A 20,965-nucleotide genomic window follows, 5' to 3' on the forward strand; every position below is an offset into this window, starting at 1 on the left:
AATCAGCAATAGGGCACCGCACTAATACGTGAGCCTTGAACGTCATCTCCCCCCTCAGCCTTGACCACCTGTGGGCACACTCTTGACACGCGCCAAATCAACAGAGCGCCCAAGGCACGCCCCACCAAACAGGCAATAGGTAGAAACCTCGGAGCTATCCTGCACCTCCTTTGCCTTCTCGAAAAATCGATTACCTAGCTCTTTCCACTCATCACTTTCTGTCGAGGCTGCCAGAGCCTTCAGTAAGCGAACGACCTCATCAAATGCTTTCTGAGAGACATCAGGGAAAGCTAATTTCACGACCTCTACCAGCAAATCGACATTATATTGTTGATGCATCGCAATTACTCCATTAAGCAATTATAGTGCAACAACTATAACAAACAATGTTATGCACTACACAATTAAAATTGAAGACGATACTTTCTGCCTCATGCATTGATGACCGTCCTTACAGCGCAAGTTCCGCCGAATAGCGGGGGCGCTACCAGTTCAACCAACATCAACGTGCTTCTATGGCTATAACATTACAAGGGACGGCGTGCTGGGCGCTCCGTGCTTACCCAGCTGCAATAGCGCGACCAGCGCCATAGATGAATCCAGCGACGGTCAAGCGCGCTGGGTAGTTGAGCGCAGCCCCGAAGGCAAAATTTTATCGAAAAAAAACCCGCCAACTTGAGGGCGGGTTGAATCCAATTCTTGGAGGAGTTGGAGGAGACAGGTTAATTATGCTGCATTGCGACATATTTTGCCAATCATCATTTGTAATGAGACCCATCACGGATGGGAATGATACTCGAGGCTGGCGTGAATATGTTTGAGTGCCCTCAAGACCTAGCGCCGGCATCCGACTCGAAATCAGATAAAACAGCTGTGGCCCTACCATTACAGACTAAGGGCGAGCGCTCCCCGAGTTCGCGGAGCGCGCCCGTAGCGCCTCATACAACTGCGCAGGCCCCAGCAGCGTATCCTTCAACCCGTCACGTACACGCTGCGAATCAAGCGCTTGCGTACTCATACTGGTATGGGCGTCAAGCGCATCCATGATGGCATTGAGCAGCGCATTCGACAGGTCCGGCGAGTTAGCGAACTGCTCTTTGCTGTTATTGGCCGCCTGCTGAATCAAGGTCTCGTTCTCAAGTAGCTTACCCTTAATCACGCCATTCACGTAGACGAGCTGGTCATTGTCGGACAGCTCGCCCTCGAACAAACCGTTTACCTTTTCAATGATTTCGTTTAGATAGCTCTTCTCCTTGTCTTGGGCCGAGCCGCTGCCGGCCCCATCCATGGGAGGTAGTTTGGGCGTCTCACCTTGCCCCAGGGTAAGCGCCTGTTTACCAATATTCTTCAAGGTGTGGTGGGTCAGAGTCACCTTGGATAGGTCGACAGTGTCGCGTTCCCGACCAAACGTCAGTAATGGCAACAACAGCTTGTAAAACAAGAAGCGCTTTTCGATGTCCGTGTTACCGTAGTCGAAAATCTGAGACAGGAAGGAATACAAGCGGACGAACGCGCCCATGTCATTCTTGAACAAGAGCAGCGCCGCCATGCCATCCTTGGCCGCCTGCACGCTCTTCTCATCGTTCTGCGCCTCGGCCGCCACCTTGTTCGCCAGCGCCGCCGTGAATCGCTTCAACAGTCGGTCAGCAACCGGAGAAATCGCCGCAAATAATTGACTCTGGGTGCCTTTTGGGTCCGTCGTAACCCTGGCGACGCGGTCCACTTCGAAGTCGTCATAGTGACCGGCACTATCAAGCTTTGCGCGCAAGTCATACACCATGTGTGGGTCAGTAGTGGCCTCAAGTTCGGCCGTTTCGTAGTAGGTCTTAAAGGCTGCCAGCACTTCCGCCGCGTCGTTCACGAAGTCGAGAATGTAAGTCGTATCCTTACCTGGGGCGGCGCGATTCAAGCGAGACAGCGTCTGCACCGCCTGGATACCGCCTAGTTTCTTGTCTACATACATGCCGCACAACAGCGGCTGGTCGAAGCCGGTCTGGAACTTATTGGCCACCAACAGAAAATGGTAATTCTGCTCGCTGAAAGCATCTCGGATATCACGTCCCTTCAGACCGGGATTAAGGTCCTTGCTATTCTCGTTTACTGGTTCGGGGAAGCTAGCTGGGTCATCAACCTCACCGGAAAAGGCCACAAGAACGCCTAGCGGATAGCCCTGCTTCTGGATATATCCAGCAATCTCTTTCTGCCAACGGACCGCCTCCTTTCGGCTGCTGACAACTATCATCGCTTTGGCACGCCCTTGCAGAAGCGGCTGTACATTCTCACGGAAGTGCTCGACGACGACCTTGACTTTCTGAGCGATGTTATACGGATGCAGTCTGACCCACTGCATGATGCCCTTCATTGCCTCGCTCTTTTCAACTTCTTTTTCGTCGTATTCCTTACCATCGTTGGCGAGCTTGAACGCGAGCTTGTAGGTCGTGTAGTTCTTCAGTACATCGAGGATGAAGCCCTCTTCGATTGCCTGACGCATCGAGTAGACGTGGAATGGCTGCGGCAGACCATCGACGCCCGTTCGGCCAAACAACTCCATGGTTTTCGATTTTGGAGTTGCCGTGAAAGCGACATAGGTCAATCCATCTGCACCGGTCCGCGCAGCCATCTGCGCGGCGAGCAAATCCTCAGTACCGATTTCTCCGCCATCCTGCAACTCGGCCAGCTCTTCGGCCGACAGCAATTGTTTCAATTTTGAAGCAGCCTCCCCAGTTTGTGAACTATGGGCCTCATCAGCGATGACGGCGAAAGTCTTGCCCTCTGTGCTGGATAGCTCCTGCGCCGCCTTCAAAGCGAATGGGAAGGTTTGTATCGTACAGACGATAATCTTCTTGCCGTTCTTCAGCGCCTGCGACAACTGGGCACTCTTGCTACCGTTCTCGTTGGTGATGCTCTCGACGACGCCGGTAGTGCGTTCGAAATCAAAGATAGCCTCTTTCAATTGCGAGTCCAACACAGTACGGTCAGAAACCACCAGCACGCTGTCGAATATTTTCTTATTATCTGTACCGTGTAGGTCAGCTAAGAAGTGGGCAGTCCAAGCAATCGAATTCGTCTTCCCCGACCCAGCCGAGTGCTGAATCAGGTATCGCTCACCTGCACCGTTAGCCAGAACGTCCGCCACCAATTTTCGCGTTGCATCGAGTTGATGGTAGCGCGGGAAAATCACACTGGTCAGCTGCTTCTTGTCGTTGCGCTTCCCTATTAGGTAGCGGCCCAAGATTTCCAGCCAGCTGTCTCGAGAAAAGACGTCCTCCCAAAGGTAGGACGTTGCGTAGCCATCGGGGTTCGGCGGATTACCAGCTGCTCCATGATTACCCTTATTAAAGGGCAAGAACCGAGTAGCAGCGCCGGCTAGGCGAGTCGTCATCTGCACTTCTAGCTGGCTAACGGCGAAGTGAACCAGTGCACCACCCGGGAAAGACAGCAGGGGCTCAACCATGCCACCCTTGGGTGCCGGGTCGCGGTCATAGCGATACTGGTCAACAGCGTCGTCTACGCTCTGCGTGAAGTCGGATTTCAGCTCCAACGTTGCCACCGCAATGCCGTTCACGAACAGCACCAAGTCGATGGACTCTTGTCCCTTGTTGAGAGAGTGATGCACCTGGCGAACCACACGCAACCTGTTCGCAGCATAGTGCTGCTGGATGACAGGATTGATGGAAAGTGCCGGTTTGAACTGCACTAAGAACAATGGCTTCGCCAGGCCCAGCATTTCAACACCACGGCGTAGGACATCCAGAGTGCCACGTTCGTTAAGGCTCTTACGTACGCGCTCCGCCAAATTCTTGGAAGTCGCAGCTCCATGAGCTTTGTTCAGGCGCTGTAAGCTGTCTGGTTGGGTGGCTTCGAGCCACGCCAATAGGTCCGGCATGTAGAGTGCATTCTGACGGTCGTAGTTGGCGGCATCGCCTTCTGCGAACAGCCAGCCGGTGGCCAATAGGTGTTCGCCGATAGCGGTTTCAAAGTACAGTTCCTTGTGCAGTGCAGACATTAGGCGGCTTTCTGTATTGTTGTTTTCTCAAGCCGACCAACATCACGGACGTCGATTTTACCTGTCACAGCAGCCGAAATGAGAGCATTCCGACGCTCCTTCAGCAGCGCGATGCCACGCGTTGCCTCCATCGATAAAAGTTCAAGACGGCTAATTTCCGTTTTCAAGAATCGGACTATTGCAAGTTGTTCCTCAACTTGAGGAAATGGAAAACGATATCGCCGTAGCTTTTCAGCTGGCAAATGCTCGATAGTAGTTTCATTTCCACCGGCCACAAATACCCCTTGGTTAGCGGCCCAATACATCAGAAAATATGCAAATTCAGTCGTATCCTCAGAAGGTCGTATTGCTCGCAATCTATGTAGCGCCTTTTGGTAATAACACTCTTGATGCTCTGAGCCATACCAAATTGCCGAACGGCCGGGATAACTCCCCCCTTCATTTACTAAGAGGTCGCCAGACACGAGTCTAAATTTACTTCTATCTGCCTCGTTGAAGTCCATTTGCGGAAGATTAGCCAAGTTTATATCGCCCCACTGGACATCAAATACCCGAAGATAGGGGCGTAAGTTTTGGCCGGTTGCCTTAGCGTTATCAAGCATCTTCCCAAGTTGAACGTTATAACGATACCCCAGTGGCGATACCGTCCAAGGTTCCGGCACCTGCCCCAACCACTCCACACCAGAGTCCTTCATCGGCGCATCTGGATTCAATCCCTTGGTCACAGCACGGGAGATGGTTGTTTGGAGCTTTTCAGCCAGCAACGTGATGAGCTTCTCCTGCGCTGAAATCAGGGCATCAATCTTGACAGTCTCTTTATCAAGAAAAGTAGCAATCGCGACTTGTTCTTCGATATCGTTCGGAATAGCCATTGTAATATTGCGCATTTCCGAGTAATTCGTACTCCAGAGGTCTGCAACAATTCCTTTTCCGTAGCGATAAAATTCCTCTTGGAACGCTTCACTTCGTAGAAGATGATGAATAAATGCACCGACTACATCAGGGCCTGTGCGAAGCACGGTGCTAATTAAAGATACCGAACCATCAAGCGGGGCAAGTCCAGATGAGCCCTTGCGGTCCGACCGGCTATTAATAACAAAATCTCCCTTGCAGACCTTTTTCCTATTTTCGCCATCATCAGTCTTTGCCGCTGTTTCTAACTGAGGAACAATACCGTTTTTAGTAACCGATAAAGGTTGAAAATCTCTGTCACTCACTTTCTCGCGGCGCTCTTCGAAAAAGAACCCAAGCCTCCGGATTCGCCAATGCTCAGGGGCATCGCCAATCCATTCAACGCCACTGCTTTGGTAACTAGGGTAACGTGGCAAGCTCATTCCGCCAACTCCTCAAGCATTTTCATGATTGTGGCCGTTACTCCTTTGAGTTCCTCGTCAATGGTATGCAAGTCACGAGGCGGCTCGAACACGTAGAAATACCGATTGAACGGAATTTCATAGCCAACCTTCGACTTGTCGTGGTCTATCCAAGCATCCGGAGCATGCGGCAATATCTCCCGCTCAAAGTAGGACTGAACTTCATCGGTCAGTGGCACGTTTTCAGTGTCGCGTAATGAGCTGTCAGATTGCTGGAGGCCCTTCTGTTTTCCCTTGAGGCCAACTACAACGTTACCGTCATTGTCACGCAGCGGGCGTTCAACCGTGATAGTGGTGTAACCGAATTCGTGGTTCTTGAACACGCGGGATATTGGTGCGACCTTCACCTTGCCGCCCGCAGGCGCATCTGGCGCTTTGTCACCCGGCGCCAATAGTTTCCGCTCAACCTCTTTACCCTTGACATCAACCACCGTGGCCAGGTCACCTTCGCTGAAGTCGCCGAACAAGCGCGTGATGTCAGCGATATGCTCGTCCGATAGCTCTTTCCGCTTGCTACCTAAGTTCTTGTGCATTTTCTTCCAGAAACTACTGGCATCAATGAGTTGCACCCAGCCCTTGCGGTCATCCGGCTTCTTGTTCGACAAAATCCAAATGTATGTCGAGATACCTGTGTTATAAAACATGTCGGAGGGCAGGCCAATGATGGCCTCGACCAGGTCGTTCTCTAGCACATAGCGACGAATCTCACTCTCACCTGAACCAGCTCCGCCGGTAAACAGCGGCGAACCGTTCAGCACAATACCGATGCGGCTGCCGCCGTCCACCGCCGGACGCATTTTGGCGATGAGGTGCAGCAGGAACAGCATCGAGCCATCGGATACACGCGGCAGACCTGGGCCGAAGCGTCCATCGAATCCCTTCTCAGCAGCCTCTTTGCGCACTTCCTTCTCGACCTTCTTCCACTCGACGCCGAATGGAGGATTAGACAACATATAGTCAAACTTTTTGCCACCGTGTCCGTCCTCGGACAGCGTATTGCCCACAACGATGTTGCCTACGTCCTGCCCTTTGATAAGCATGTCTGCTTTGCAGATGGCGTAGGACTCGTCGTTCAATTCCTGGCCAAACATGGTCAGGCGAGCGTCGGGATTGTGCTCCGACAGATATTCACCCGCTACGGACAACATGCCACCCGTACCGGCAGTCGGGTCGTAGATAGTTCGCACGACAGCGTTGCCTGGTGTGAGGACATCGTCATCCTCAATGAACAACAAGTTCACCATCAAGCGGATAACTTCGCGCGGCGTGAAGTGCTCCCCGGCAGTTTCATTTGAAATCTCTGCAAATTTACGAATCAGTTCCTCAAAGACCAAGCCCATGTCAGCGTTGTCAACGACATTCGGATGCAAATCGATATTGGCGAACTTCTCGACAACCAAGTACAGAAGGCCGGCCTTGCCCAGACGCTCAATTTGAGTGTAGAAGTCAAATCGCTCGAAGATGTCCCGCGCAGCTGGCGAGAACGCCTGAATGTAGGCATAAAGGTTCTGCCGGATGTGGTCTTGGTCGCCCAGCAGCGTTATCAGGTCAAGTGACGACGTGTTGTAAAACGACTGCCCTGCCTTACGCACCAAGAATGGCTCTGGATTCAGCCCTGCCTTGGTCTTGGCATCAAACTCTGCAAGCACTGATGGCTTCGTGGCCTCCAGTACGCAGTCAAGGCGACGCAGAATGGTGAAGGGTAAAATAACCTTGCCGTAGTCGGACTGCTTGTAATCTCCACGCAAAAGGTCCGCGACGGACCAGATGAAGGATGAGAGGGCTTGATGATTCATTTAAATTTCTATCGCTACGCCAAACTAACTGGCATTAATTTTATAAAAATATTACTTAAGGGCATAAACCAATATCCCCAAGTAAATTATATTATGGCAATTGCACTCTGCACATCATATAAAGTCTGGTGATGAGACTTTAACCTATGGTCTAACAAAGCTTGAAATATATCAGGACACGTTTCAACTGTTGGAACTATTTTTCCATTATTATCGTATTCCAATCGCAACCCATAAGCCACATAGTTCATCTTCAAACTAACCAAAAAGTCTGGATTTTTGTAATGTCCTTTTTGTTTTATTGCCGACATACGGCGTAATTGCATTGCGTTATTTCCGACATACTCCGTTATTGGTTCAAACCCGGAGAAAATGGCACTAAATTCCGGCTCATCGCGCAGAGATGAAAAATCATCAACGTGCCCCTGCTTATAGCTCAATATGGATTCGAATGCTGACTTATTTTCCGCAAAAATAGTTCCTTCAATTACAAAAAAATCGAAATTCTTAGAAATATTAAACTTTGGCTCAACCTCCAAGGATAACATCTCATCCTTATAAGTAGCAAAAAGGAAGCCCCCTGATTTTTTTGCACTCCAAGAGCCATCGCACTTTCTAAAACAGTAAACAGCACCGTTGTCGTTAATTATTTTTACAACATAAAAAAAAGCATTTTGAAGCTCTTTTGTCTTTTTTGCTTTTTTGACATCCAACTCATCCGATATACTATCAATAATAGAATCTGCATGCGTCTCGAGCGACTCTAACCTAAGTACACTGGCCTCGTTGTTTTGCTCCAAAATGCTGTAATCGAATACTTCTTCGATACGATTTCTTGCGGCATTAAATGCTGCCATCAATGCATCTCCGAGAGCGGCATCACTAGGAATCCAGCGCCCGGTAAAAACTGGTGTAGGAGGCTCACCAGGAGCGGTTGATTTCTTAAATACCCAGATTACTGCCCGAGCACCTTCTATTGAAAATTTCTTTAATAGAGCCAAATCTGCAACCATCACGCCCTCTTTTTCTTAGCAACAAAAACATCTTGAAATGAAAATATCTCATAACGAGATTTTGGAATAATTTCATTTCGACACATTGCACGACGTTGGTAGTCAGTGTCGCCCGTAGGATAAGTAAATTTAATTTCGAAAAGTCGCCATCCAAACACTGCAAGCAAAGGATTTAAAAGAATATTTCCTGAACGATATGTTATTAAAAACATCCAAATTAAGAATAAAAATGCACCGCAAATTTTCAAAACACTCGAATAATCAAAACTCATAAATGAAACAATGTACGGAAATACATAACTCATTAAGTCCGCAGGAATGTGTTTTGATTCCTTTATATCGATATCATGAGTCGATTGCACATTTTTCAATGAAAGTAAAAAAATGGAAAGACAGACGAAAGAGACTATCAATACCGAACTGGCAATCTTCGGATGCAACAAAGGAACTGCGCAGTCATTCAAAAAGCCAGTAACCGACCGGCAGACAGGATGCTTCAACAGTTCAGCATCAATGTCTTGCACAAACAAGATTAGCGCAAGCGGAAAATATGACCCGAAAAACATTAACGCTGCAACGAGGACGCGAAGTTCCATAGGATTCTAGCCCAAAAAAGTGTTTCCTAACAAAAATAGCAACAACGAATTCAGCCATACTATTGATATACCATGAAACGCGCCTACTGGCATCCAACCTAGGGCCGGTGCAACGGCTTAGAAGTGTTCAGTTTGACCAATATATTTTTAGCGAGAATCTGCATTCTACTGTATTTTCATACAGCAAATACATGAAAATATAGCCACACAACGCCGAAGTTAGCGGACGAACACCACACAGTCAACAAGTGATATCCTTGACTCCGCTGAATTTTATCGAAGAAACGTATGCACCAGTACCTTATCGACACAAAATTTGCCACTACCGGCTTGATTACTCTTATCACTCATGATGCAAAAGAACTCAACAAACTTGTTGCGGAGCTAGAATCTGCAGTGGCTAAAAAAACTTATATGGCCTCAACATTTTCACAGCACGAATCCGGATTCCAAGCAAATTATTGGCATTCCTGGGCATGTGAGGCCCACCAAGAGCATTTGACCATTCAACAAGAAATCACATTCTTAGAAAAGAAAATAATCGATAAACGTGGTTCACTAGATGCACTTTCCAGCGCTCTGCTACAAATAGCGAAACAAGGAATTTCATCGGTAATTGGCTCCCCATCCAAGTGCCCGCCCGGACGCTCGATACACGGCACAACTTTGCAGCAAGTGATTTGGGCGGGCCGCAATCAATCGCAGCACTATGAAGAAATCAAAAAAATTGACAATAATACGGCTGGTGTTTTTGAACAGTTGAATATTTATAGAACGGCGGGTCAATCCCTCGACCCAAAAGCCAAAAGAAACCTAGCTCTCAACATCATAGAATTGCTAAATTGGCACTGCCAGAATCAATACGAGCAAGACATGATAAGTCTCATTGGCTAATGGATTTTTTGAGCTAGCCATCGAACTGGCAAACCGGAGCCCGGCGGCCCTTCGCACTCTAATCCGGGCGGCCAGAGATTCCGCGGTCAAGTATCCAGACTTTGCCATGGCGGCCGGTATGACTGCCCTGACGAGCATCATGCGCGAATATGGCTATGACATCACTGGCATCAACGTGCTGGATGCGTGCGCCGCCGTAATGCTGGCGGCCAGCGCTATGAGAGGGATGAGGCCTCAGTCAAAGAAAATGTACGAGCGGTTATTACGGCGAGCGGTGTCGCGGCGTGTTCGTGCAACGCATTCTTGCTCACCAATTGGCGCTGTACACAGATGCCACAGCGATGCGGTGGTGAGTTCGCCGCTCTGCCAATGCCTCCAACAAGGAACTTCTTGCAGCCACCGCTATAATTCGTACGGTAGGTACACACTATACGGTTTGTACGATACATCTCCGCATACGATACAAACAATATAATTATTTATATCGTTTATATCATTAACAAATACTCCGAACAATCGGTCGACGCCATGAGCATGGATGCCCCCACGGTCAAGCACTGTAGGTCATTGGCGCTGACCCAGAAGCTGAATTTTTGGCTAAAAAAAACCCGCCAATTGAGGGCGGGCTGAATCCAATTCTTGGAGGAGTTGGAGGAGACAGGTCAATTATGCTGTACTGCGCCATACCTCTCCAATCATCAATTGTGCTGAGATGTATCACAGGTAGGAATGAGACTCGAGGCTGGCGTGAATATATTTGAGTGCGCTCAGGACCTAGCGCCGCCAAACGCCGGCACCGCATTGGGTATGAGTTGGCCACCAAAATTCTCCATTGTGTCGTGGAGAGCCCTACCCAACAACCCCAGCGCAACGAACATGTCCGTCGAGCGCCGAGATGTCCAACACAGTCGCCTGAAGTTACCCACAGCTGACGTGGACATGCCTGAGGATAACTGCCGCAAAAACTCCGCAAAGCCATTGCCTCTAGGGTTTCCACAACAACCTGATGCCAGTCTATTGGCCACTAAGCCTCTGGCAATTCAACCGTCTGTCTGCAGAGCCTCGATGAAGATTTGCCGACCGCTCTTTCCCTTGTACTTACGCATGGGAGTGTGCCACCAACGAGTAGCCGGATGCGGGGTAAAAGCGAAGCGGACATGCTGGTGCCCTTGAACTGACTCTTGTGCAACTCGCCATGCCAAGACGCTACAGAAAATGACAATCTGCGGATTAAGAATTTCTAGGACAGCGTTCAACACCGCCGAACTGCGGCTCTTATCAAGCGCGGAAACCACAATAGACTTCCCGGAAACCTGTGCAGGTCGCTGGAAGTAGTTCATGAAGGCCATGCTGTGAAATGGCGAGACTAACGTCGATGCGCCAACGCCGGCATCTACAGCAGCGGCTTCAATGTTGCGATATATGGTCTTCGACTTCTCCCTCCACTTGTTTACTAGGCCGTTGGCGATGATTCCGCGCGTGACAATCCCAGCCTTATCACGGTTTGTTTGATTTCTTATACCGGCATACCACGCGGCCGCGTCGTGATGAAAATCGATGCTTGGTTCCAAATAGTGGCTCTCCCCCAGCACAAGAATCCGAGGACTTTGGCTGTGAAAGGCATGGCCGACCCAGGGATACAACTCTGAGTACAGTTGAAAATGGCCAACGCCGGAAAACTGTTCGTCGTACATTGTGCTTGATGTCATTGCGGTCATCCGAATCAGAGAGGAAGTGCCGCCGAACTGGCTATTTGATTTAGAGAAATATGATTATCCTGCCAAGATTTTGAACGGCCAGCTAAGTGGCCCACGGCAAAGGTTCTTGCTCGTCTTGTGGTGGAGCTGTTTGACTGCGATACAAAGTTTCCCTACTCTTGCCATCTGAACATCCGATTTTCCGAAGTTCGAACAGTCCTGATTTTCTCAAGACTTGGCGCCATGTCTTGCATCCATATCTGCTCGGTACCTGGTCTCGATTTTCCTTCGAGATAAACTCTATCGCGGCGTCGAGGAAGGTCCAACCGCCTACCTGGCAAGCCGTCTCTGCCTTGTGCAAACATTCGACTATCGTGCTCCTCGCCCAGCACACTGAACCGTCAGGATTGATGCCGTGTACGAACATATCCTCGAACGACTTTGACTGCAAGAATGAAGACGCCAGCGCTTGGGTCTCGGCTAAGCTCCTGGCCCAGTCCTTCAGGCGTTCAAAATGCGCATCAATTTGCTCGTAGCAGGCATCGAGGTGGGTGGCAGCTGCGCAGCAGCCGTTTTCATCAAAGATGTCAAAACGTTCGAGGAAATGATGGATGAGGCCATTGCGCAGCGCAACTAGCTCGGCGAGACCATCCTTGCTTTGCGCGTAACGCTCAGGCGACATCGAGATATTGAAGCGCATGCTGGCCCAAGCGACATCAACAGATTGGATGCCGGAACTGGTGTCATCATCCGGTCTAGCCTCGACATCAGATAATGCCGCAGTTAAGTGGTTACCGGTGAACATGCCGACGAGAGTGCCCAAAGTCTTGGTACGCATGTCGGCGAGTTTTTGGTCCTGCGCGGCTTGGAATCGTTCTATCGGGCCTTTCACTGCCATGCCCGCGACCATTGTCTTCAACAACCGCTCGTACTGCTGCAGACGCAGCATGCAGCGTCCTAGCTTACGCTGGACTTCGTGCTGTAGCGCTTTCAAAACACCGTCGGCGTCAACTGTGAATTGAGATGCCTCTGGCTCTGTCGTCACTTCTTCCCGATGCTCTTGTAAGCGCCGAGCGCCGCACCGGCAGTGGCCCCGGTAACGGTGCTGATTATGGGAATTGGAATCATCGAGGCCAAGACACCACCTACCACTGCGCCAGCTGCTGCGTCTTGGACCAGCTTTGACTGAAGAGCGCTTTTGCCCAATTTGCCAATCTCTCCGGCTGCGGCACCTGCAACTTCTCTCACCTTAGTCGCAGCAATTTTCGCATCTTCGAAATCGACTTTACCGTCGCCATTCAAATCGCCGATAAGCACTCCCAGTGCGCTAAGCGTGTTTCCGGCAGCGCCGGTCACCACGCCGAGAGCTGTACCGGCGGACTTGGCGCCAGCTGAGGCTGAGTCACCGACGATACCAGCACCATGTTTAACGGCAGCGAATGACTTTGCCGCGTTTTCCGAAATGGAGTCACCTGCTTTATATGCAAAGTTCGACGTTGTCTGGGCGGCATCACCAACTGCTTCGCCGGCCGCTTTTCCGAATTCGAGCGCCGAGTGGCTAGCCCGTTCGACAGAATTTTTAGCGGCGCTGAGCGAGCTATCGACTGCCGACGATGCAGTATCGGCGACCGACGCGACGGCGTCCCCCATATTCTTTACCAACCCTGCGATTTTGCTTTTCATATTTCATACCCTGATAGAGAACGCATCTTATTTGCATACGTGGTGTTGCGAGTTTAAGCATAGAACGTGGAAATGTCCAATAAGCAATTTTTTCACTTTCTATTAATGAGCCTCAAGGCTCCGATATCTTCGCTCAATACTAATGTCCGACCGAACGTGGCCAACGGCGGGTCGATGATTGTAAAGTTCTCGGTCATTCCAAACCCAACTTCCCAACCGACAAAAAGTACCAGCTCGTTCCCAATCACATCCAAAGTGGCAACGTTCCTTAAAAGCAACAAAATCAGAGATGTCTTTTTTCAGCTCTTGAATTATACTGTATGCATATACAGTATTTTTCATAACACCCTAACCCTTCAACTCTAGCCAAGTGACCAAATACAATGCTGTGCCCACCCCTTATTCAAAGCGATTCAGCCCGCGCGCTTCTGCAACTGCCTCTGCAGGATGTGTGGCGTGCGAGCGAGCTCGCTCTATCCAGGTCAACGACCTGCACGACGGGCCATGCGGTTTTGGATGCGGAACTGCCGAACGGTGGATGGCCCAGGTCCGCCCTGGTGGAAGTGTTGCTGCAACAAGCCGGCATCGGCGAGATGCAGTTACTCAAACCCGCTCTCGCCGAGTTGGCGGCTACACAGCGCATTGCCTTGATTCAGCCGCCATATCTACCGCACGCCATGACATGCAAATCCTGGGGGCTTGTTGACCGCAATCTGCTTTGGCTTCGGCCGAGCAGTTCGGCCGATGCGCTCTGGTCAGCCGAACAAATCCTGAAAAATGGCTCGTGCGGGGCCGTCGTGCTTTGGCAGTCGAATGTCCGCGCGGAGTCCTTGAGACGGTTGAACCTGGCAGCCCAAAGCACAGACACCTGGCTGTGGCTGATGCGGCCGCTTTCCAGCAGTGTCGACTCGTCGCCATCACCGCTTCGAATCGCGCTTCGGCCGGCTCTAGGCGGTGTGTTGGTCGACATTATCAAACGTCGGGGGCCTCATTGTGAAAATCCCTTTTTTATACCGCTTGCGGACATGCCCGCTGGTCGTCAGCATCTGGATGTAGACCATGAAATTACTGTTAAGCGTGCACCTTCCACTACTGCCATTAGAAACGCTGCGGCCATCTTGGTCTGAGCCAGGTCCGTATGCAGTAATGCATCAGGAGCAGGTCACGGCAATATCCCCCGGTGCCGCGCACAGCGGCGTACGCTTGGGGATGCGCATTGGGGGCGTGTCGGCCATCGCACCTGGTACGGTGATACTTGAGCGCAGTCTTGAGAAGGAAGCCTTGGCGCTGGACGCCATCGCAATGGCTCTGTTGCAGTACACCCCAGAGGTGACGCTTCAAGACGATTTCTCTATCCTGATGGATGTGAGCGCCAGCCTGCGTTTATTCAAAGGGCCGCATGCCATCTGTAGTGCCATAGCTCGCAGTATCGCTGCGCTGGGTTTCACCGCGCGCCTTGGCGCAGCGCCTACCGCGCAAGGCGCGTGGCTGCTTGCGCGGAGTTTTCGCCGCAAAGGTACCGTGTTCCGCCGGCGCGCGCTGACTATGAAATCGCTGGAACGCTTGCTCGACAGACTGCCGTGCGGATTGCTTCCCGCCGCCGCGGCATACGACGAATGGCTGGCCGGCATTGGAGCCAAGAACCTCGGCGCATTGCAACGTCTGCCACGCACAGGCCTACTTCGACGCACTAGCAAGGACCTGCTTGCGGACCTCGACCGAGCGTATGGCCAGGCGCCGGAGATGTTCGAGTGGATTAAGGTCCCGTTGACGTTCTCCGAACGGGTTGAGACCTTCGACCGTATCGAACATGCTGATGCACTGTTGCATGGCGCGACGCGACTTATCCTCCAACTCGTGGGTTGGCTGACGTCACTCCAACAGGCGGTCCGTGTTTTCACCATTGTTTTGGAGCATGAGCGCGGGCGTGCGGCGATGCCTCCGACTGAACTCGAAATCGCGCTTGCGGAGCCAGCCTGGCACGAGGCCCACTTGGTGCGATTACTCAAGGAGCGCCTCAGCAAGGTTGAACTCATCGCGCCAGTTATCGCATTGCGGCTCGACGCCAAAAAAATCGAACCAATGCTTCCGCCTAACGAGTCCCTGTTCCCAGAGCCAGGTGGGTCGCCACAGGACTTCCATCGGCTGCTGGAGCTGCTTACGGCACGCCTCGGGGCTGAGAACGTGCTAACGCCGGCGGCAATGCAGGATTACCGGCCCGAGGTCTGCAACGAATGGGTGCCACTTACGGAAAAGTATCGCAAACTGGATGGCGATGAAGTCCTGGAAGGACGCCCGTTCTGGCTCCTGCCAAAACCGATTCCACTGTTGATGCGTGGCGAGCGGCCGTTCTACGGGAGCCCGTTGAAAATTATTCAAGGTCCGGAGCGTCTCGAGGCCGGATGGTGGAACGACCAAACGGCGGCACGCGACTATTTCATTGCGCAGGGCACCGACGCGTCCTGCTACTGGGTCTATCTCGAACGGACGAAGGAAGCCCGCTGGTATCTGCACGGCCTGTACGCCTGAGCCATGAGCGCATCCCACCTTCCATCGCCGGCTCCAGTACTGCCAGACTATGCCGAGCTTCAGGTTTTCAGCCACTACACGTTCCTGCGGGGAGCATCGGCTCCCGAGCAACTGGTCGCGCGCGCCGCAAAGCTAGGGTACGCCGCCATTGCAATTACAGACGAATGCACATTGGCCGGCGTCGTCAAGGCCCACATTGCCGCCAAGGAGCTCGGAATCCACCTTGTCATCGGCAGCCAGATGACTGTGACACCAGAGGATGGCAGTCCGCCCTTCGTTCTCATCATCCTGGCGACGAATAAAAATGGATACGGGAACCTCAGCGAATTGATTACCGTCGCACGAACTCGTTCAGAAAAAGGGACTTACCTGGTGCTGCCCCGCGACATTGCCATGCCGGTCGGGGACCTGGTTCATCTTCGATGTCTACCGGATTGCCAGTTCATTCTTGCACCGAAATATAACGCAAGCTACGAAGAAGTCGAACGGCAGGCTGCGTGGTTAATCCAGTGCGTTCCCGGTCGCGCCCGCATCGCGCTCACCTTGCACCACCGCGCCCAGGACGAAAAACATCGGCAACTGGTGTCCGGTATATCCGAGGAATTCGGGATGCCCGTCGTCGCAACCGGTGATGTCTGCATGCACGTCCGTTCCTACAAGCCGCTTCAGGACACGATGACCGCCATCCGCCATGGCGTTCCGGTCGCGCAATGCGGGTACCGGCTGGCGCCAAACGCTGAGCAACATCTGCGTTCCCGAGTACGCCTGGGTAACCTCTACTCGCGGGAAGCGCTCGACGAATCGGTCCGGGTCGCGCAGCTTTGTGAATTCTCACTCGATGAGCTGCGATATGAGTACCCGCAAGAATTGGTTCCCGACGGCGAAACGGCGACGTCGTACCTTCGCAAGGAGGCATACATTGGCGCGCACTGGCGCTTTCCGGCAGGTATCCCAGAGAACGTCCAGGCGCTACTGGAACGCGAACTGGGTATCATCGCCGAACTCCAGTACGAATCGTATTTTCTAACGGTATTCGATATCGTTCGGTTCGCCAGGTCGCAGCACATTCTCTGCCAGGGCCGTGGCTCGGCCGCAAACTCGGCTGTATGCTATTGCCTGGGCGTCACGGAAGTGGACCCGTCGCGCGGCACGCTATTGTTCGAAAGGTTCATTTCAAAGGAGAGAAATGAGCCGCCTGACATCGACATCGATTTCGAGCACCAACGCCGCGAAGAGGTCATTCAGTACATTTACAAGAAATATGGTCGGATGCGTGCCGCCCTTACCGCCGTGGTCATTTCGTATCGGCCGCGCAGCGTGCTACGCGATGTCGGAAAGGCCCTGGGCGTTGACCTCTCGGTCGTCGATAAGGTCGCGAAGGCCTCCCACGGTTGGGGTGGGAAATCGGACCTTCAAGAGCGCCTGGTCTCATGCGGCTTCGACCCAAACTCACCCATCGCTGAGAAGTGGGCGGAGCTGGCAGACAGGTTGATGCGTTTCCCGCGCCACCTCTCACAGCATCCGGGCGGGTTCGTCATCTCGCACACCAAGTTGTCCAGGCTGGTGCCTATCGAAAACGCTGCGATGGCGGAACGTAGCATTATCCAGTGGGACAAGGACGACATCGATGCCGTCGGTCTCCTCAAGGTCGATGTGCTCGCACTCGGAATGCTATCGTGCATTCGGCGCGCACTTGACCTTGTATCTGAGCAGCGTGGAGCGCGGTTCGAACTAGGTGACGTTCCGGCTGAGGACCCCGCGACATACGAGATGATTTGCCAAGCCGACACTGTAGGTGTATTCCAAATCGAGTCGCGCGCGCAGATGTCGATGCTGCCGCGGCTTCAGCCCCGCACGTTTTACGACCTCGTCATTGAGGTTGCCATCATTCGTCCCGGCCCTATTCAAGGCGGCATGATTCATCCCTTTCTACGGCGACGCCAGGGCATCGACCCGGTGTCGTATCCGAGCCCGGAAATCGAATCGGTCCTCGAACGCACTTTGGGAATTCCAATTTTCCAGGAACAGGTCATGCAAATCGCCATGGTTGCAGCAGGATTTTCTCCTGGTGAAGCTGACGCCTTGCGCAGAGCGATGGCGGCATGGAAGCGCAAAGGCGGTCTCGAGCAATTTGAAGACAAACTCATGCACGGCATGGCGGAACGTGGGTATAGCAGCGAGTTCGCGACATCAATCATCGGCCAAATCAGAGGGTTTGCCGAGTACGGTTTCCCCGAGTCTCATGCCGCCTCTTTTGCGCTCCTGGCGTATGCATCGAGTTGGCTGAAGTGCCATGAGCCAGCAGCGTTCCTGACCGCGCTGCTGAACAGTCAGCCGATGGGGTTCTACTCGCGTTCCTCCCTCGTACAGGATGCCTGCCGCCACGGTGTCGTGGTGCGCCCTGTCGACGTGTCCGTTAGCAACTGGGATGCACAGCTTGAATCCCTTGCAAAAGGCTCGCAGCCTGCTGTTCGCCTGGGCCTCAACAACATCAAAGGCCTCGAGCAAGAGGCGGCCTGGCGCATTGAGGAGGCACGCGCCATCCAGCAGTTCGAAACCACGGCCGACCTAGCATCACGGGCAAATCTGAATGCAGGCCACCTTAACGCGCTGGCGAGCGCCAATGCCTTGGAATCGCTGTCAGGCAATCGACGCCAAGCACTGTGGGAGGCTGTTGCCAGCGTGCCTGACAAAGGGCTCCTACGGTCCGCCACGGTCATTGAAGAGCCTGTCGAGATGGACGCGCCGAGTGAAGCCGAAAATATCGTGGCCGACTACAGGCACCTGGGACTGACACTGGGACGCCACCCGCTTGCACTCCTGCGCCCGCGAATCGCCGCCATGAAGTTTCTCCCGGCAGAAATTTTGAACCAATTCGACAATGGTCGATTGGCCCGCGGCTGCGGCATCGTCACGGTTCGCCAGCGACCGGAGACCGCCAAGGGGGTGGTATTCGTGACCATTGAAGATGAGTCCGGTACTGTGAACGTCATTTGCTGGCCCAACCTTGTCGAGCAGCAGCGTAGGGAGCTGATGGGTGCCAAGCTACTTGGCGTCTACGGTGTGTGGCAGTGCGAGCGCAACGTACGGCATCTGGTAGCAAAACGGCTTGTGGACCTGAGCCACATGCTCGGGGAGCTGGACACGAGGTCGCGGAATTTTCATTAACTTGGAGGGGCGGAAGAACCCATCACCTTAAGACGGCAATGGGCGACTAGCTGCTGCCGCTCCAAAGCAGACCTAGTGGTCATCGGTCATTGCGTCAGCTCACGCATTCGCAGGCGGATAGGCGGCGCTGGGCGCCTTCTAGGAACATCATCGCCCACACTTACAGTTTAGTAAGCGCAAGTTTGATTCCATCAGCCACAGTTACGCCGAATGGTATGCTCTGCAACGTAATCATAGCTTCTTCTTTCTCGTACCCTAAAGCTAACAGAGCATGCAGGATGTCTTCGCGAGTTTCATCGTAGGCCCTTCCCGTGGAAGTCTTTTGATGAGCAGACGGCGGATACTCAATCAAAGGAAGTATACGTTTTGCCACGTCATCTGTAGGAATCCTGTCGTAGATAGTGTCCAGGACCAGTTCATGCACTGCTTCCAGCCTGTTACGTACCGAAACGATGTAGCGAACATCAGCCCTTGCTATCTCTAAATCAATGCGTTTATACCGATGGATGATGCCGTTCCTACTAGACCTCGTTTTCACTTTGATGTACGCATCGGCGCGCAGCCCGAACCAATCCGCGTGTGCATATCCATTGCGAATTGTCGCGGCTAAGTTGAGGTCCTTTTCCAGCTCTACAACCTCACCGTCGGGCAATCGGGCTGCACCATGCGCAATCGCTTGGCCGTACAGATGAACCAAAGCGCGGGCTTTGGCTGTGTATCCCATTTCAGCTAGGAACACATCGAGCCGTTCGTCTTGGTCAGGGTCACGAAGAATCATCTCTCTTGAGAAGCTACCGATTAAGTCTTCCAAGGAGTTAAAACAGATGACAATCCAACCTATCTCTTCTGCAATTCCTGAAAGATATTCGTTTAGCTCCATTTCAGAAGCGACAGTTTCAGGGTGGTTATCATAGTCGGAATGAAAAATTTCCTTGTTCATGACACATTGACCTCGATAATTTTTTAGACAACATTAATGTAGAGCGAAAAGCACGTAGTACTATCCAGTTTTGCCTCTACCATCGGCCTCGCTACATGCAGAAAACACCCCTAAGCGGACGTTCAGGTTCTTAGGAAAAGCCAATAAGCAAAACGCTAAAGCGGAAGTTCATTCTTATTTTCCGGGTAACTCTAGAGCGGCATTCTCAATGCCGATGCTACTTTCCGACAATGCAACATAGGTCGCGTACTCTCTGCGAATCGACTAAAATTTCTGCACATAGCCATGTCATTTTTCTGGCAGAAACTGCGATACAGTGAAATATATATACCAAATGGTCAGGTACTTGGGCGCTCAACGAATTTTGCATGGAAAGCTTCGTAAGTGAACCGATTGTCAATCATCTCTTCTTCCCATTTTTTTAGAGGAAAGATTCGCCCAGTTAAAATGTCGGAACGAAAAAATTCATCCGTTTCTATTTCATGCAAGGCATAAGGAAAGTTCATGCGGAAAACTATCCCGAAGACAGAGAAATAATGAACTTCTAACCCTGCCGTTAACCTATCTTTCCAAGGTGCCATTAGGGTACGGTCCGTTAGAGGAAGGTCTAGAACCTTAAGAAAGCTCACACTAATAGCCAACTCCGGCGGTAGAGGCAAGCTTCCTGCTGATAGGGCCAATCTGAGACGTTCTTCGACCGTGCCTGGAAGCTTATAAAAGCCTAGTCGCGATGATATTGATGCTCTCCAAAATACCGAATATGCGAACGCAATCAATGCTGCTACCGCACCGGCCGGCACTACGTAAGTCGCAGCCCCTCGCTCTCGCCAAGCTACGCGACACGCCTCTATAGCCACGCCTTCGAATTTTGAAAATTCCTGTTCGCACGTAAAACATAGTAATAGGTCAGTAAAATCAGTTTGATTATTCCGCTTGAAGATTCCATTTCCGGACGCCAGCAGAACATTCCTTCCGTTTTGTTTAGTGTTTCGATGTGCTGAAGCGGGCAATATATGCGAATTTTGTAAAACTGCATTTTGCCCACAAAGGCGACAAGGCCCTGTAGTTTCAACACCCATCATTACGCTCCAAATAATTGCCTCATATATGACAAGAAATCTTCAATGGCGGCTTTTGGCCGATTGCGGACAATTGTACGTTATCCCAAGACTGACATGCTCAGTCTTCGCCGGCAGGAAAGGTGGGCACGCAAGTCTAAACGACAGCCACCACGTCGGCCAGAATGCCGGATAAAATCACCAATCTACAT

15 protein-coding genes are annotated in these 20,965 nt (G+C 51.9%); 4 read left to right on the top strand and 11 right to left on the bottom strand.

All coding sequences use genetic code 11. The features are described 5' to 3' along the window. Positions 1–54 precede the first annotated feature (54 nt). From CLU90_RS10295 to CLU90_RS29235, 6 genes are all read right to left on the bottom strand, one after another. On the bottom strand, positions 55–339 hold the full coding sequence (locus tag CLU90_RS10295; RefSeq protein WP_100427851.1) for a hypothetical protein: 285 nt from the start codon (positions 337–339) through the stop codon (positions 55–57). Positions 340–892: 553 nt separating this feature from the next. Beyond that, positions 893–4,006, bottom strand: coding sequence for a type I restriction endonuclease subunit R (locus tag CLU90_RS10300; protein WP_100427852.1), 3,114 nt, complete (start codon positions 4,004–4,006; stop codon positions 893–895). Further along, positions 4,006–5,340 carry a restriction endonuclease subunit S gene (locus CLU90_RS10305; RefSeq protein ID WP_100427853.1) on the bottom strand — a complete coding sequence of 445 codons (1,335 nt, stop codon included), beginning with the start codon at positions 5,338–5,340 and terminating at the stop codon, positions 4,006–4,008. The genes CLU90_RS10300 and CLU90_RS10305 overlap by 1 nt, the downstream gene beginning before the upstream one ends. Then, a complete protein-coding gene (locus tag CLU90_RS10310; RefSeq protein WP_100427854.1) occupies positions 5,337–7,175 on the bottom strand; it encodes a type I restriction-modification system subunit M in 1,839 nt (612 codons plus the stop codon). The genes CLU90_RS10305 and CLU90_RS10310 overlap by 4 nt, the downstream gene beginning before the upstream one ends. Before the next feature lie 86 nt (positions 7,176–7,261). Beyond that, positions 7,262–8,188: a Kiwa anti-phage protein KwaB-like domain-containing protein gene (locus CLU90_RS10315; RefSeq protein ID WP_100427855.1), complete on the bottom strand. Its 927-nt coding sequence runs from the start codon at positions 8,186–8,188 to the stop codon at positions 7,262–7,264. Continuing rightward, on the bottom strand, positions 8,188–8,784 hold the full coding sequence (locus CLU90_RS29235; protein WP_157808791.1) for a hypothetical protein: 597 nt from the start codon (positions 8,782–8,784) through the stop codon (positions 8,188–8,190). The genes CLU90_RS10315 and CLU90_RS29235 overlap by 1 nt, the downstream gene beginning before the upstream one ends. A 288-nt stretch (positions 8,785–9,072) precedes the next feature. Between CLU90_RS29235 and CLU90_RS29240 the strand changes: the two genes are divergently transcribed. Then, on the top strand, positions 9,073–9,678 hold the full coding sequence (locus tag CLU90_RS29240; RefSeq protein ID WP_157808792.1) for a hypothetical protein: 606 nt from the start codon (positions 9,073–9,075) through the stop codon (positions 9,676–9,678). Between the two features lie 1,040 nt (positions 9,679–10,718). Here the strand turns inward: CLU90_RS29240 and CLU90_RS10320 are convergent. The 3 genes from CLU90_RS10320 to CLU90_RS10330 all read right to left on the bottom strand — a co-directional run bounded on the left by CLU90_RS10320 (position 10,719) and on the right by CLU90_RS10330 (position 13,058). Further along, positions 10,719–11,387 carry a hypothetical protein gene (locus tag CLU90_RS10320; RefSeq protein ID WP_157808793.1) on the bottom strand — a complete coding sequence of 223 codons (669 nt, stop codon included), beginning with the start codon at positions 11,385–11,387 and terminating at the stop codon, positions 10,719–10,721. Positions 11,388–11,478: 91 nt separating this feature from the next. Then, the gene (locus CLU90_RS10325) at positions 11,479–12,324 is read right to left on the bottom strand and encodes an OST-HTH/LOTUS domain-containing protein (RefSeq protein WP_100427857.1); all 846 of its coding nucleotides are present in this window, start codon (positions 12,322–12,324) and stop codon (positions 11,479–11,481) included. Positions 12,325–12,416: 92 nt separating this feature from the next. Then, positions 12,417–13,058: a hypothetical protein gene (locus CLU90_RS10330; RefSeq protein WP_100427858.1), complete on the bottom strand. Its 642-nt coding sequence runs from the start codon at positions 13,056–13,058 to the stop codon at positions 12,417–12,419. Positions 13,059–13,507: 449 nt separating this feature from the next. Here CLU90_RS10330 and imuA point away from each other — a divergent pair, with 449 nt between their 5' ends. Genes imuA through CLU90_RS10350 form a run of 3 tightly spaced genes read left to right on the top strand, consistent with a single transcriptional unit; the run spans position 13,508 to position 18,755 of the window. Further along, complete coding sequence (gene imuA, locus CLU90_RS10340) at positions 13,508–14,185, top strand: translesion DNA synthesis-associated protein ImuA (protein WP_442906739.1); 678 nt, start codon at positions 13,508–13,510, stop codon at positions 14,183–14,185. Continuing rightward, positions 14,118–15,587: a Y-family DNA polymerase gene (locus CLU90_RS10345; RefSeq protein ID WP_100427861.1), complete on the top strand. Its 1,470-nt coding sequence runs from the start codon at positions 14,118–14,120 to the stop codon at positions 15,585–15,587. The genes imuA and CLU90_RS10345 overlap by 68 nt, the downstream gene beginning before the upstream one ends. Before the next feature lie 3 nt (positions 15,588–15,590). Continuing rightward, on the top strand, positions 15,591–18,755 hold the full coding sequence (locus tag CLU90_RS10350) for an error-prone DNA polymerase (protein WP_100427862.1): 3,165 nt from the start codon (positions 15,591–15,593) through the stop codon (positions 18,753–18,755). A gap of 160 nt (positions 18,756–18,915) precedes the next feature. On the opposite strand, the gene CLU90_RS10355 is transcribed toward CLU90_RS10350, so the two are convergent. Then, positions 18,916–19,695: a RuvA C-terminal domain-containing protein gene (locus CLU90_RS10355; protein ID WP_232731154.1), complete on the bottom strand. Its 780-nt coding sequence runs from the start codon at positions 19,693–19,695 to the stop codon at positions 18,916–18,918. A gap of 338 nt (positions 19,696–20,033) precedes the next feature. Beyond that, on the bottom strand, positions 20,034–20,777 hold the full coding sequence (locus CLU90_RS29245; RefSeq protein WP_157808794.1) for a hypothetical protein: 744 nt from the start codon (positions 20,775–20,777) through the stop codon (positions 20,034–20,036). Positions 20,778–20,965: the final 188 nt, after the last annotated feature.

Source organism: Janthinobacterium sp. 67 (assembly GCF_002797895.1).
In the GTDB taxonomy this organism is placed as follows: domain Bacteria; phylum Pseudomonadota; class Gammaproteobacteria; order Burkholderiales; family Burkholderiaceae_D; genus Janthinobacterium.

Excerpts from the sequence above, each read along its gene's own strand:
- CLU90_RS10355 (WP_232731154.1), bottom strand. The coding sequence starts at position 19,695 with ATGAACAAGGAAATTTTTCATTCCGACTATGATAACCACCCTGAAACT.
- CLU90_RS10325 (WP_100427857.1), bottom strand. The coding sequence starts at position 12,324 with ATGCTGCGTCTGCAGCAGTACGAGCGGTTGTTGAAGACAATGGTCGCG.
- CLU90_RS10295 (WP_100427851.1), bottom strand. The coding sequence starts at position 339 with ATGCATCAACAATATAATGTCGATTTGCTGGTAGAGGTCGTGAAATTA.
- CLU90_RS10310 (WP_100427854.1), bottom strand. The coding sequence starts at position 7,175 with ATGAATCATCAAGCCCTCTCATCCTTCATCTGGTCCGTCGCGGACCTT.
- CLU90_RS29245 (WP_157808794.1), bottom strand. The coding sequence starts at position 20,777 with ATGATGGGTGTTGAAACTACAGGGCCTTGTCGCCTTTGTGGGCAAAAT.
- CLU90_RS10300 (WP_100427852.1), bottom strand. The coding sequence starts at position 4,006 with ATGTCTGCACTGCACAAGGAACTGTACTTTGAAACCGCTATCGGCGAA.
- CLU90_RS29235 (WP_157808791.1), bottom strand. The coding sequence starts at position 8,784 with ATGGAACTTCGCGTCCTCGTTGCAGCGTTAATGTTTTTCGGGTCATAT.
- CLU90_RS10305 (WP_100427853.1), bottom strand. The coding sequence starts at position 5,340 with ATGAGCTTGCCACGTTACCCTAGTTACCAAAGCAGTGGCGTTGAATGG.
- CLU90_RS10315 (WP_100427855.1), bottom strand. The coding sequence starts at position 8,188 with ATGGTTGCAGATTTGGCTCTATTAAAGAAATTTTCAATAGAAGGTGCT.
- CLU90_RS10350 (WP_100427862.1), top strand. The coding sequence starts at position 15,591 with ATGAGCGCATCCCACCTTCCATCGCCGGCTCCAGTACTGCCAGACTAT.
- CLU90_RS10345 (WP_100427861.1), top strand. The coding sequence starts at position 14,118 with ATGAAATTACTGTTAAGCGTGCACCTTCCACTACTGCCATTAGAAACG.
- CLU90_RS29240 (WP_157808792.1), top strand. The coding sequence starts at position 9,073 with ATGCACCAGTACCTTATCGACACAAAATTTGCCACTACCGGCTTGATT.
- CLU90_RS10330 (WP_100427858.1), bottom strand. The coding sequence starts at position 13,058 with ATGAAAAGCAAAATCGCAGGGTTGGTAAAGAATATGGGGGACGCCGTC.
- CLU90_RS10320 (WP_157808793.1), bottom strand. The coding sequence starts at position 11,387 with ATGACATCAAGCACAATGTACGACGAACAGTTTTCCGGCGTTGGCCAT.